At 53.3% G+C, this 12,640-nt stretch carries 14 protein-coding genes and 1 other RNA gene; 7 read left to right on the top strand and 8 right to left on the bottom strand.

What is annotated here, in order from left to right; genetic code table 11:
* Positions 1–9 precede the first annotated feature (9 nt).
* Genes dolP through DDT52_RS10210 form a run of 4 tightly spaced genes read right to left on the bottom strand, consistent with a single transcriptional unit; the run spans position 10 to position 3,593 of the window.
* Positions 10–585: a division/outer membrane stress-associated lipid-binding lipoprotein gene (gene dolP / locus DDT52_RS10225; protein WP_136156247.1), complete on the bottom strand. Its 576-nt coding sequence runs from the start codon at positions 583–585 to the stop codon at positions 10–12.
* Between the two features lie 10 nt (positions 586–595).
* A complete protein-coding gene (gene diaA / locus DDT52_RS10220) occupies positions 596–1,186 on the bottom strand; it encodes a DnaA initiator-associating protein DiaA (protein WP_109053792.1) in 591 nt (196 codons plus the stop codon).
* 41 nt (positions 1,187–1,227) lie between these two features.
* A complete protein-coding gene (locus DDT52_RS10215; RefSeq protein ID WP_210732700.1) occupies positions 1,228–1,584 on the bottom strand; it encodes a YraN family protein in 357 nt (118 codons plus the stop codon).
* Complete coding sequence (locus DDT52_RS10210; RefSeq protein WP_136156246.1) at positions 1,581–3,593, bottom strand: penicillin-binding protein activator; 2,013 nt, start codon at positions 3,591–3,593, stop codon at positions 1,581–1,583. The genes DDT52_RS10215 and DDT52_RS10210 overlap by 4 nt, the downstream gene beginning before the upstream one ends.
* A gap of 61 nt (positions 3,594–3,654) precedes the next feature.
* Between DDT52_RS10210 and rsmI the strand changes: the two genes are divergently transcribed.
* From rsmI to ygiD, 3 genes are all read left to right on the top strand, one after another.
* Positions 3,655–4,542, top strand: coding sequence for a 16S rRNA (cytidine(1402)-2'-O)-methyltransferase (gene rsmI / locus DDT52_RS10205; RefSeq protein ID WP_109053794.1), 888 nt, complete (start codon positions 3,655–3,657; stop codon positions 4,540–4,542).
* A 25-nt stretch (positions 4,543–4,567) separates the two neighbouring features.
* An RNA gene (gene rnpB, locus DDT52_RS10200) (RNase P RNA component class A) lies at positions 4,568–4,946 on the top strand.
* Between the two features lie 196 nt (positions 4,947–5,142).
* Complete coding sequence (ygiD, locus tag DDT52_RS10195; protein WP_136156245.1) at positions 5,143–5,928, top strand: 4,5-DOPA-extradiol-dioxygenase; 786 nt, start codon at positions 5,143–5,145, stop codon at positions 5,926–5,928.
* Positions 5,929–5,980: 52 nt separating this feature from the next.
* On the opposite strand, the gene DDT52_RS10190 is transcribed toward ygiD, so the two are convergent.
* The 4 genes from DDT52_RS10190 to DDT52_RS10175 form a co-directional block, all read right to left on the bottom strand.
* Positions 5,981–7,141: a glutathionylspermidine synthase family protein gene (locus DDT52_RS10190; RefSeq protein ID WP_136156244.1), complete on the bottom strand. Its 1,161-nt coding sequence runs from the start codon at positions 7,139–7,141 to the stop codon at positions 5,981–5,983.
* Positions 7,142–7,152: 11 nt separating this feature from the next.
* Positions 7,153–7,818 (bottom strand): DUF1190 family protein, encoded by a 666-nt coding sequence (locus DDT52_RS10185; RefSeq protein WP_109053797.1) that lies wholly within the window; start codon positions 7,816–7,818, stop codon positions 7,153–7,155.
* A gap of 373 nt (positions 7,819–8,191) precedes the next feature.
* Positions 8,192–9,589, bottom strand: coding sequence for an outer membrane channel protein TolC (gene tolC, locus DDT52_RS10180; RefSeq protein ID WP_136156243.1), 1,398 nt, complete (start codon positions 9,587–9,589; stop codon positions 8,192–8,194).
* On the bottom strand, positions 9,586–9,846 hold the full coding sequence (locus DDT52_RS10175; RefSeq protein ID WP_136156242.1) for a hypothetical protein: 261 nt from the start codon (positions 9,844–9,846) through the stop codon (positions 9,586–9,588). Before DDT52_RS10175 ends, tolC begins: the two co-directional genes overlap by 4 nt.
* Before the next feature lie 120 nt (positions 9,847–9,966).
* On the opposite strand from DDT52_RS10175, the gene nudF reads away from it, so the two are divergent.
* The 4 genes from nudF (at position 9,967) to yqiA (ending at position 12,612) form a co-directional block, all read left to right on the top strand.
* Positions 9,967–10,599, top strand: coding sequence for an ADP-ribose diphosphatase (nudF, locus tag DDT52_RS10170; protein ID WP_136156241.1), 633 nt, complete (start codon positions 9,967–9,969; stop codon positions 10,597–10,599).
* Positions 10,600–10,603: 4 nt separating this feature from the next.
* Positions 10,604–11,035: a DUF1249 family protein gene (locus tag DDT52_RS10165; RefSeq protein WP_136156240.1), complete on the top strand. Its 432-nt coding sequence runs from the start codon at positions 10,604–10,606 to the stop codon at positions 11,033–11,035.
* Between the two features lie 168 nt (positions 11,036–11,203).
* The gene (gene cpdA / locus DDT52_RS10160; RefSeq protein ID WP_136156239.1) at positions 11,204–12,031 is read left to right on the top strand and encodes a 3',5'-cyclic-AMP phosphodiesterase; all 828 of its coding nucleotides are present in this window, start codon (positions 11,204–11,206) and stop codon (positions 12,029–12,031) included.
* Complete coding sequence (gene yqiA, locus DDT52_RS10155; RefSeq protein WP_136156238.1) at positions 12,031–12,612, top strand: esterase YqiA; 582 nt, start codon at positions 12,031–12,033, stop codon at positions 12,610–12,612. The genes cpdA and yqiA overlap by 1 nt, the downstream gene beginning before the upstream one ends.
* Positions 12,613–12,640: the final 28 nt, after the last annotated feature.

The following is a 12,640-nucleotide window of genomic DNA, read 5'->3' as shown; positions in this document are numbered from 1 at the left end:
CGGTGAAGGTTATTGCAGGTAGGTAAAGGCAGTGGTGACGTGTTTCACACCGCTGACTTTACTGGCGATTTCCGCCGCTGATGCGCCTTCACGTTGGGTCACAAGACCTAACAGGAAGACTTCACCGTTTTCGGTGGTGACTTTCACGTTGGATGATTTGACTGTGTCGCTCGCCAGGATCTGTGAGCGGACTTTAGTGGTAATCCAGGTATCCATTGAGGCGGTTCCGAGTGAAACCGGGCTACCCTGACGGATCTCGTTATAGACTTCGGCCGCGCCTTCCACGCCGAGGGCAATCTGTTTAGCTCGGTTGGCGAGTTCGGTGTTTGGGGCTTGCCCCGTCAGCAGCACTTTCCCTTGATAAGCGGTAACAACAATTCGGGCGTCTTTTTTCAACTGCTCATCTTTGCTGATTGCATTGGTTACGCGAACTTCCAGCGTACCATCGTCGACCTGCGTCCCTACCGTGCGGGGGTCGGTGGCGCTTTTGGTGGCAACCGCCGCGCTTCCGACAACTACCGCGCCGACACAGCCTTGTAGCAGCAGGGCGATAGATAGCACGGCAAATGCAGAACTTATCCTCATGTAGTGCTCCTTAATCGTTCTGGTGTGGAAAAAGGGTGTTATCAATCAAATCGCACAGGCAGTTAACGGTCAGCATGTGCATTTCCTGGATACGGGCGCTGCGATGGGAAGGGATGCGTATTTCCACATCCTGTGGGCCGAGCAGTCCGGCCAGTTCACCGCCATCGTAACCGGTGAGGGCGACGATGGTCATATCTCTGGTAACCGCCGCTTCCACCGCTTTGACTATGTCACGGCTATTTCCACGAGTCGAGATCGCCAGCAACACATCGCCAGCCTGTCCCAGCGCCCGGACTTGTTTGGCGTAGACCTCTTCCTGTAGCCGATCGTTGGCTATCGCAGTTAAGACCACATTATCGGCATTAAGTGCAATAGCCGGTAAACTGGGGCGTTCGGTTTCAAAGCGATTGATCATACTGGCGGCAAAATGCTGCGAGTTGGCTGCCGATGTTCCGTTACCGCAGCACAGAATTTTGTTGCCATTCAGCAGGCACTGCACTAATGCGACGGCGCCGCGGGAGATGGCGTCGGGCAAGGCCTCCGCCGCCGCTATCTGTGTTTGAATACTTTCGGTAAAACAAACTTTTATTCTATCCAGCACGTTGAATTAACCTACTTTAATTAAAGTCCATGAAGCGCATCTCATCCCTGCGCATTAAAAGCGTTAGGAAGCCAGATAAACTGGTCGCCCGTAATGGCCAGCACATCGAAACGGCAATCTACCGTATCAAAGCTGGCTCCACGTTGAGCCAGCCAGACAGCGGCGGCATGCAGCAGCCGCTGCTGTTTGCGGTAGGTGACACTGGCTGCTGCGCCACCGAAGTCGGCGTTTCGTCGATATCGTACTTCCACAAACACCCAGGTTTGCTGGTCGCGCATCACCAAATCGAGCTCGCCGCCGCGCAACGCGACATTGGCTGCCACGAAGATCAGGCCGGCGCGCTCAAGATAATACCGGGCCTGTCGCTCATAGCGGGCTCCCGTCACTCGCTGGTTCAGGAGGCAGGAACCAGTTGTCCCTGACGATATTGCAGCCAGGTCAGTTGCCGATTGATCGTACAATCCTGTGTGGAACTCAGTATACCGGTGGCGCCGGCAATCTGGTGTCCCGGGATCTGGCGCATTTCACCAAAATGGTTGGCGAGGGTCCAGGCATCCATTCCCATGGCATAGAGGCGAACCAATGAGTAGTCGTTTTTAAACTGACTGCTTACCTGCTGCATGAGCGCGGGATTGGCGCCGGTCAGCAACGGGATATCGCTGAACTGCAATCCTTCCATTTCGAAACGGAAATCAGGGCCGCTGCCTGCCTGGAAGCTGCGTGAACTGGCATATAGCGCGGGCCGTGAACGCGATGTGGTACGCATATCGATCATCGGTTTGAGCAGGGACAGCTCATCCGGCGTGGCGATGATATATACCGCATCGATATTGCCGCTGACCGAGGTACTCACCGTGGGCTGTACCTGCGCGGGAATGGTCAGACCCGCGACGGTAATACCCGGTTGGCTCTGTGCGGGCGCGATATTGACTGGCTGGCCGCTCAGGCTGAGTCCGGCGCCGCTATTGATGGCTTGTTTTAACTCAAACGCACTACCAAAGCGTTGCTGCAACAGACCGCCACCGCCTTGTTGATCCCATGCCTGGGCAAATGCGCTCACGACGCGATCGCCCAGATTGTTGCGCGGCACCAGCAACAATGGCTGTTGCTTGCCTTGCTGATGGATAAATTTCGCGGCATCTCGCGCTTCATCTTCCGGCGACAAGGCGAAATAGCAGATGTTAGGCGTGTCCTGCACATGCTCCGGTTGGTTAAGCGCTAAAATGTTGAGCGGAGATTGATCGCCAGAGAGCTGTTCCACTTCGTTTTTTAGTAACGGCCCGACGACGAGCGAGGCGCCGTCCTGCTGCGCCTGCGCCAGTACATTTGCCAACGGCTGTGAGGATGTGTCATAGACCCTCACTGGCAGTGAACTGACCGCCTGCTGGTCAATCGGGTCGGGGCTGGTCGCAGGGACAATCTGTTCGCTGTATTCAGGTTGTGATGGCGTGGTCTGGTTATCCGCAAGAGCGGCATTGGGATCAACCGCTTCATCCTGAGTATCCGTGGATGGCAGGTCGGCCGGCATCGTGGCCGCCATCATCGCCTGGCCGCTTCTTGCGGCATTGAACCCCTGCTGGATGGCGTTGGCGAATACCTGAGCCTGACCGTTCAACGGCAACAGCAAGGCGATGCTGTTAATGGCGGTCTGCTGGAAATTCAGCAAATTATTCAGTTGGGTCGGCAGTGTTTTCGCAGCCGGATGATGAGGATAGCGGGTCTGCCAATCCAGAATAGCCGGTTTTAACTGATCGGGAGACGGGCGGTTATTCTGATAGGTATTCAGCAAATCCACCCAGCCCGCCAGCGTGTTTTCATTCGCATTGATCAGCAATGACCCCGACTCTTGCGGGCTCATTTGTGCCAGCGCCTGCCAGGTTTGATCAAGATTTGCCTGGCGCTCTTCACCTTGCAGCAGTGGCTCCTGAGCGATATAGGCGCGCAGCAGCGTAATAGAAGGCCGCCCCTGATTGGCGTTAATCTGGACCTGATAGTAGCGGCGCTTTTGCTGTTCGCCAAGCGTGTTGACATCCAACTGGCCCAGTGCCGCATTCGCGGCGTCCACGTTATGCTGCGCGGCGGACAGTTCAGCACTGAGTAATTGTTGCTCCAGCTTCTGTGTATCGCTTAATTTTTCAGGCAATGCGCTAAACTGCTGGCTTGCCTGCGGCACCTTGCCTTCCTGTAGCAAAGAACGAATCGCAAGTAATTGCCAGTCAGCCTTGTTATTATCGCTGCTTTGCTGCATCTGTTGCAGATAATAATCAGATGAAGCATCGGCCTTGCCCTGAACTTCGGGGGGCGGGCTTTGCGGCGCCTGACTTGGACAGCCTGCAAGAAACAGCGCCGCTAACAAAACAGGGATAACACGCCCTGCCTGGGTACGGACGAAATGAAAGGGAAGCATACTGTATCCAGTGATTTTTTTTAAAGATGCTCAATATTAAATCGGCAACCCGGATGAAACAATGAATCAAAACCAACAAGCAGACATTTCTGCATCCACCCTCTACATTGTCCCTACGCCGATCGGCAATTTGGGCGATATCACGCAGCGTGCGTTGGCCGTGCTGCAGCGTGTTGATTTGATCGCCGCTGAGGATACCCGTCATACTGGCCTGCTGTTACAACATTTTGCAATTAATGCGCGACTGTTCGCATTACACGATCACAATGAACAGCAGAAAGCAGACACGCTGCTGGCGAAATTGCAGTCTGGACAAAGTATTGCGCTGGTTTCCGATGCGGGTACGCCACTGATTAACGATCCCGGTTATCATCTGGTAAGGCGCTGCCGTGAAGCCGGTATCCGCGTCGTGCCGTTGCCGGGGGCCTGTGCGGCCATTACCGCTCTGTCGGCTGCCGGACTGCCCTCCGATCGTTTTTGCTATGAAGGTTTTCTGCCCGCCAAAACCAAAGCGCGAAAGGACGCGTTGCGCGAACGGATGGAAGAACCGCGGACGCTGATTTTCTATGAATCAACCCATCGGTTGCTTGATAGTCTACAGGATATGGTTGAAGTCATGGGACCGCAGCGTTATGTCGTACTGGCACGGGAAATCACCAAAACCTGGGAGTCGATTCAAGGGGCGCCAGTGGGAGAACTGCTGGCCTGGGTGAAGGAAGATGAAAATCGCCGTAAGGGCGAGATGGTGCTGATCGTGGAAGGCCACCAGGCGGATGAGGACGCGTTGCCGACCGCGGCGTTGCATACGCTGTCGCTGTTGCGAGCGGAACTGCCATTGAAAAAGGCCGCCGCGCTGGCGGCGGAAATCCATGGCGTGAAGAAAAACGCGCTTTATCGCTATGCGCTGGAACAAGACGGCGATAGTGGTGAATCTGAGGATGACAAGTAGGACAATTTGTCCTATTATCCGCGCCGGAGTTGACCAGACAGTCGCCGCTTCACTGCCGTCCCTTTCGGGGGAGACAGGTGGAGGGGAGGAAAGTCCGGGCTCCATAGGGCAGGGTGCCAGGTAACGCCTGGGAGGCGCAAGCCTACGACAAGTGCAACAGAGAGCAAACCGCCGATGGCCCGCTTAAGCGGGCACAGGTAAGGGTGAAAGGGTGCGGTAAGAGCGCACCGCACGGCTGGCAACAGTGCGTGGCAGGGTAAACTCCACCCGGAGCAAGGCCAAATAGGGGTTCACATGGTACGGCCCGTACTGAACCCGGGTAGGCTGCTTGAGCCAGTGAGCGATTGCTGGCCTAGATGAATGACTGTCCACGACAGAACCCGGCTTAACGGTCAACTCCAATTCTTTTATAAAAACCCGCTCCGGCGGGTTTTTTTTGTCTTGTGCGAACAGGCAAAAAGATAAATGACTGTCCACGCCCCTTCAAATTTATTGAATCTCTCCATCATAGATATCCGGCTTTTTCAACGGCACAAAGGGCGTAAAGTAGTCCCCATAACGTGCTACGGCACATGCCGATCTTTTTCTGAGGATATTTTGATGAGCAATACTGCCCGGATGCCCGCACTGTTCCTCGGCCATGGTAGCCCGATGAATGTGTTGGAGAACAACCCTTATACCCAGGCGTGGCAAGCTCTAGGCGAATCATTGCCGCGGCCAAAAGCGATTGTTGCCGTTTCAGCCCATTGGTACACCCGCGGCACTGCCGTGACGGCCATGGAAAAACCGAGAACCATTCATGACTTCGGCGGCTTCCCGCAGGCGCTGTTTGATACGCAATATCCCGCGCCCGGTTCGCCTGAGCTGGCGGCGAGGATCCAGCAGGCGCTGGCGCCGTATCCCGTCGTAGCCGATCAGAGCCAATGGGGATTGGATCATGGCTCCTGGGGTGTGTTGATAAAGATGTATCCACATGCGGATATCCCGGTGGTACAACTCAGCGTAGACGGTACTCAGCCCGCGGCATACCACTATGAATTGGGCCGCAAATTGGCTGTGTTACGCAATGAAGGCATCATGATTGTCGCCAGTGGCAATGTCGTGCATAACCTGCGCATGGCTAAATGGGATGGCGCTGCGGATGCTTATCCGTGGGCGACATCCTTTAATCAGTTCGTTCGGGATAATCTGACCTATCAGGGCGATAACCATCCGCTGATAGACTTTATGCAGCATGAAGGAGCCGCATTATCTAACCCGACACCGGATCACTATCTGCCATTGCTTTATGTTCTGGGCAGTTGGGATGGCAAAGAGGCCGTTAGCATCCCGGTCGACGGCATTGAAATGGGGTCGCTGAGTATGTTGTCGGTACAGGTGGGATAACATTTCTATGCGGGAAGAGGCGCAGTTTTAACCGCGCCTCTTTTTGACGGAATCAATCCAGGATGATATGCGGATAGAAACGTGACAGATCCTGCGTGATCAGTTGACGATCTTCGCGCATGCAGATACCGCAAGGCTGGTCGTTGACCAGCCAGCTGCCGATCAGCGTATAGCTGTCCCCGAATTTCGGCAGAGGATGATATTGCTGAATGATTTTGCCTTCTTCACCGTAAGGCCCCCCCGCTGAAGCAATTTCTTTACCGTTTTCCACGATTTGGATGTTGGCGCCTTCACGCGAAAACAACGGCTTGATGACGTAATTTTCCAGCGCGGGGTGATCATCTTCGGCAAAATAGGCGGGAAGCAGGTTAGGGTGATTGGGGAACATTTCCCACAGCATCGGCAGCAGCGCTTTATTGGAAATAATACTCTTCCAGGCGGGCTCCAACCAGCGGACTCCGGCATCCTCAAGCTTGGTGGAGAACATTTCACGCAGCATGAATTCCCATGGGTACAGCTTGAACAGGTTGCTGATAACCTGATTTTCCAGATCGGTAAACTGGCCTTTCTCACCAAGTCCAATCTCTTCCATGTACAGAAATTCGCTTGGTAAGCCGGCTTCCAGCGCGCAATCCTGGAGATATTGCACCGTACCGCGATCTTCCTCGGTATCCTGACAGCAGGCAAAATGCACCAGTCCAAAGCCATGGTTCAGCTTCAGATCTTCGAAACGTTCGATCAGCTTTTCCTGAATACTGTTGTACTGATCGGCGGTTTGCGGCAACTGCCCTGACTTGATCTGATCTTCCAGCCACAGCCACTGGAAAAACGCCGATTCGTACAGTGACGTCGGGGTATCGGCGTTATTCTCCAGCAGCTTGGCCGGCGTTTGGCCGTCATAAGCCAGATCGAGACGCGAATAAAGCGACGGTTGATTGGTGCGCCATGAGGTTCTGACAAAATCCCAGGTATGTTTGGGAATGCGAAACTTCGTCAGTAGCTGTTCGCTGTCGACGACCTTATCCACCACTTGCAGACACATCTGGTGCAGTTCTGCCGTTGTGTCTTCAAGATCTTCGATTTGGGCCAGAGTAAACTGGTAGTAAGCCTCTTCACTCCAGTAGGGCTCGCCATACATGGTATGAAAACGGAAACCGAACTCGGTCGCTTTTTCACGCCAGTCAGGACGTTCTTGAATATCTATCCGCTTCATTAAATACGTCCTCAGCCACCCATGCTACGGGAAGGGCTGGAACTTGAACTGCTGCTGCGCTGCATGGTGGTCTGCTTGGCGACGGTTTCACCGAAGCCGCCACGAGTAATGGTTGATGTTGTCGCCGGTTTCGGCGCCAGCGCGGTTTTCGGCACGTTGATGGTACGGCCAGTGGTGGCATTGCCGTAGTTCTTGCCGGTAGCATCGACGAATTTGCCGTTTGCCGGACTGGTCGGCGATTTTGAGGTAAACAGCGGCTGCTGTGCGTAGCCTGCGCCACTCATCATGCGGCCCATCATATAACCGGCCATCAGCGGCATCCAGAAGCTGCCACTCTGTTGGGATTCCGCGGCCATACCTGCCTGAGCAGGCGCCGGCGCCGGTGTACACTGTGCTTCGCCAAACTCTGCTACGCAGTCTTCGCGGGTGGCATATTTGGGCGCCGTTTTCTCTGCTTCTTTCAACGCATTATTGTATGCCGTGGTGCATTGTTCGCTCATGGATGGGTTGGCGGCGGAGCAGTCGTCGGCATTCTGATACAGAGAAACCGTTTCATCAGCCTGTTCGCAACTCGCCAAAACAAATACGGCACTGACCGCCAGCGCGATGGGGGCCATGCGGTATGTTCTCCATCCCTTACGAAAAGTTTCCTGATTAATATCTTTTGTACGTTTCATCGTGTTAATCCCAGAGAAAAGGCATCATGCCGAATAACCAACTAGTGGGGCTAAGAATAGGGGAAGGTTGATGTAATTTAAAGCACCAGTGGCCGTAACCAGGCGACTCTTTACGTTGCTATACATTCAGTTGTGCCGCGTTTCGCTTTATCGACCGGCGAGCGTGGAAAATGCCGGAGGCGATTTTAACGCCAAAAAGGAAGGTTAATGATAACGCGTGATGAGCGGCGATAATGGGGAGATCGTCAAAACGCGGTAAGTCCGTCTCTGGCGCGAACGCTTTACTCTTCTATCCTATTATCACCGTTCTGATTCCGTAAACAGGTTTTCAACCGTCTGAGGGGAACCTGCCGTTCCCCTCGAATCGAGCTGATTACTGGCCTGCTGTCGCGGATACCGTTGTGGTATTGGCAAACGGTGCGCCGCTATTGTCGTCAGAGACCGCCGGTGTGGTCGATACCATCTGACCTAACGCCGCGTTCAGCGTTTGCAGGTCGCTTTCATTCAGCGTACCCAAGGCGTATTTAATGTTTAACTGGTTGATCAGGTAATCATAACGCGCGCTGGAAAGCTGCTGCTTGGCGTTATACAGCGTGGTGGTCGCGTCCAGCACATCAACAATCGTGCGGGTACCGACCTGATAGCCGGCTTCCATGGCATCCAGCGAGCTTTGTGCAGACACTTCTGCCTGTTTGTAAGCATTGATGCTGCTGATAGACGCCGAAATGTTGTTGAACGAAGAGCGCACCGTCTGAACCACGGTACGGTGGGCGCTTTCCAGCAGTTCGCTGGCGCTGACAAAGTTATGCTGGGCCTGTTTCACCTGAGAGTTGGTGGAGCCGCCGCTGTAAAGTGGCAATGTAAAGTTGATGCCGACTTTGTTTTGACCTATGTCACTGTCATTCGCTGCGTTACGGGCGTTATAGTCCGTATTACTCACGCCGGTAGACGCGGTCAGATCCAGCGTCGGCATATAGCCGGTTTGCGCCGAACGGATTTGCTCACGAGCCAGATCCTGACTTAAACGGGCGGATAACAGGTTCAGGTTACGGTTTTCAGCTTCTTTTAGCAGATTGTTAACCACGCCTGGTTGCTGGGTGGAAAAACGTTCGATGTTAAGACCAGCCAACTGCGGGTAGAAATTTCCGGTTACCTGACGCAGGGATTCCAGCGAGTTATCCAACGTATTTCGTGCCAGAACTTCATTGGCCAGCACGCTGTCATATTCTGCGCGGGCGTTTTGTACGTCGGTAATGGCGACCAGACCCACGTTGAAGCGCTGGGTAGTCTGATCCAACTGGCGGTAAATCGCCTGTTTCTGTGCGTTGATGTATGACAGAGAATCAATGGCGCGCAGAACATTAAAATAGGCGGTCGCCGTGTTCAGAATCAGATTCTGCTGGGCGCTTTGATAGGTAACATCTTCAATACCGGCCTGTTTTTCCTGTAGCGTCAGCGCGCGCCATTTGGACATATCGAACAGGGTTTGTGTCAACTGCAATGACGCGCTTTTTACCTGGCTGTTCGTGCCGCTGTTGTCGCGGTAGCCGTTGTTATAGGTATAATCCGCGCCCAGTGCCATCTGTGGCAGCAACGGGCTGCGCGCTTCATTGATTTTTTCAAACGCGGAATCGCGGACAGCGGCGGCACTGCGTAAATCAGGGTTGGTATTTTTGGCTTGCTGATAAACCTGTAGTAGATTTTCCGCCTGGCCCATGGCGCTAAAGCCGCCCAGGCTCAAACCGATAAGAAGAGGGAGCAATTTCTTCATTTGCATTCCTTGTTGTGCAGCAATGTCGCTATGGTTGCGCTATCTATAGACGAATAATTGTCGATTCTATCAGAATCTGCCAATAGGATAAGGTAGCTGAACGTGCCATCTTTCTGTGGACGCTGTCCGAACCGGCTGGTGTTATTGGCGATCCGGGCCTGAATGGTACGGAATTTTTCTGTTTTACAGGATAAACGCGATCGCACCAGAACACCCGTAATCATCAGTCCCCGTTGGAACAAGGACTGAATGTACATAAATCTACCACAAACAGATCTATCAAAAACAAATCTATCCAAAACAACGATGAGTATAATGATAGGGATTTCCGCCATACAATACCGGATTTCATCAATACTCGTTACAGGAGTTTAGTCATGGGGTCTTCCGTATCCGGTCCGGTTACTTTCACGAAAGATGATGTAGAAATTATTGCACGTGAAACGCTATACGACGGTTTTTTTTCACTGAAACGCTACCGTTTTCGTCACCGCCTGTTTAATGGTGAAATGAGTGGCGAAGTCAGCCGTGAGATTTTTGAACGTGGTCATGCGGTCGTCCTGTTACCTTATGATCCTGTAAGGGATGAGGTGGTATTGATCGAACAGATTCGTATCGCGGCCTATGACACCAGCGTTTCCCCCTGGCTGTTTGAGCTGGTGGCTGGCATGATTGAGCAGGGAGAAAGCCTGGAAGACGTTGCCCGGCGTGAAGCACTTGAGGAAGCCGGATTAACGGTAGGGCGCTGCCGCCCGATAATCAGCTATCTTGCCAGCCCGGGTGGCACCAGTGAGCGTCTGGCTGTTATGGTAGGCGAAGTGGATACCCGGACGGCGGCAGGCATTCACGGTCTGGCGGCAGAAAATGAAGACATTCGTGTGCATGTTGTCAGCCGCGAGCAGAGCTATCAATGGGTTGAACAAGGGATTATTGATAACGCAGCCTCTGTCATTGCCTTGCAATGGTTGGCGTTGCACCATGAGAAACTGAGAAAAACGTGGGCGGATTGAATTTATGAAGCGTTATACCCCGGATTTCCCGGCAATGATGAGGCTATGCGAAACCAATTTTATGCAATTACGGCGTTTGCTGCCCCGTATTGACGAAGTCGGTGAAACGGCGGTTTATCACGTTAATAATGCGGCCTATCGCTTAACGATTCTTGAATCTACCCGCTATACCTCATTGGTTGAGATTAAGCAGACCGTACCGGCGGTAAGCTACTGGAGCCTGCCAATGATGACGGTCAGGCTGTATCATGACGCGCTGGTTGCGGAAGTGTGTGCCAGTCAGCAGATCTTCCGTTTCAAAGCACGTTATGATTATCCGAATAAGAAGTTACATCAACGTGACGAAAAGCATCAAATTAATCAGTTTCTTGCTGATTGGCTAAGATATTGTTTGGCGTATGGTTCGATGTCGATTCCGGTTTTTGATACCCAATAGATTGATGACGGGCTATCCTTGCCCGTCCACGGGAGCCAACGCTATGCGTTGTTAAAAAATGCTCCCGGCGTTTTTTCAGGATGCACGGAGAGGCCGGGTAATGAAACCAGCACATTTGCAACGTGAAAGATGACGGGTATAGACAGATTAAGTAACCAAGGACACCATTTGGAAAGCCTGTTGACACTTCCTGTGGCGAGTGGGGCCAGAATCAGGATTTTACAAATAACAGATACCCACCTTTTTGCCGGCGAGCATGAAACATTGCTTGGTATTAACACATATCGCAGTTACCACGCGGTACTGGATGCCATACAGGCTCAGCAGGAAGCGTTCGATCTGATCGTCGCGACAGGTGATTTGGCACAGGATCATTCATTGGAAGCCTATCGCCACTTTTCTCGCGGTATCCGGCAACTGGACGCACCTTGTGTGTGGCTGCCGGGCAATCATGATTTCCAGCCGGCAATGGTGGATGCGTTGGCTGAAGCGGATATCGCCCCTTCCAAACAGGTGCTGGTCGGCGATAAATGGCAGATCATCCTGCTCGATAGTCAGGTATTTGGCGTGCCGCATGGCGAACTGAGCGATTATCAGCTTGAATGGCTGGAGCGTTGCCTGAAAAACCAGCCCGAGCGCTTCACGCTGCTTTTATTGCACCATCACCCATCGCCTTCCGGCTGTACCTGGCTTGACCAGCACAGCTTGCGCAACGCGCACAGTCTGGCTGCGGTTCTGGCTCGTTACCCGCAGGTGAATACCATTCTGTGTGGACATATCCATCAGGAAATGGATCTCGACTGGCACGGCCGTCGCTTGCTGGCAACGCCGTCAACCTGCGTACAGTTCAAACCGCACTGCACGAATTTCACGATTGATGATGTCGCGCCGGGCTGGCGCTATCTGGATCTGATGCCTGACGGCCGTCTGGAGACGGCGGTGTTTCGTCTGTCGGGAAGTGAATTCCTGCCGGATATGGATTCGGATGGTTATTAATGCCAACCTTACTCTATCTTCACGGTTTTAACAGCACCCCCAATTCAGCGAAAGCAACCGCGCTGAAGAACTGGCTGGCAAGCCGGCATCCTGAAATCGACATGCTGATCCCGCAACTTCCGCCTTATCCGGCGGAAGCGGCCGAGATGATGGAGTCATTGGTGATGGCGCACGCCGGCCGGCCGCTTGGGATTGTTGGTTCCTCTCTCGGTGGTTATTATGCAACCTGGTTGTCCCAGTGTTTTACCATACCCGCTGTCGTGGTGAATCCGGCCGTCAGACCGTTTGAACTGCTGCTCGATCATCTGGGGGAATATCAGAACCCCTACACAGGTGAGCAATATGTGCTAGAGTCTCGGCACGTTTACGATCTGAAAGTGATGCAGGTTGAGCCGCTGGAATCGCCGGATTTGCTCTGGCTGTTGCTTCAGACCGGGGATGAAGTTCTGGACTATCGCCAGGCGGTCGCCTATTACACTGCCTGTCGCCAAACAGTGGAGTCGGGGGGCAATCACGCCTTTGTCGGATTTGAGCACTTTTTTGCACCCATAGTGAATTTTCTGGGTCTTACGACAGACTGATCGCCGCTGATTTCATTTAAAACAATCC

Source organism: Brenneria roseae subsp. roseae, from assembly GCF_003115845.1.
GTDB lineage: Bacteria > Pseudomonadota > Gammaproteobacteria > Enterobacterales > Enterobacteriaceae > Brenneria > Brenneria roseae.
The sequence above is the reverse complement of the archived record's forward strand: the minus strand, read 5'-3'. Positions and strand labels throughout refer to the sequence as shown.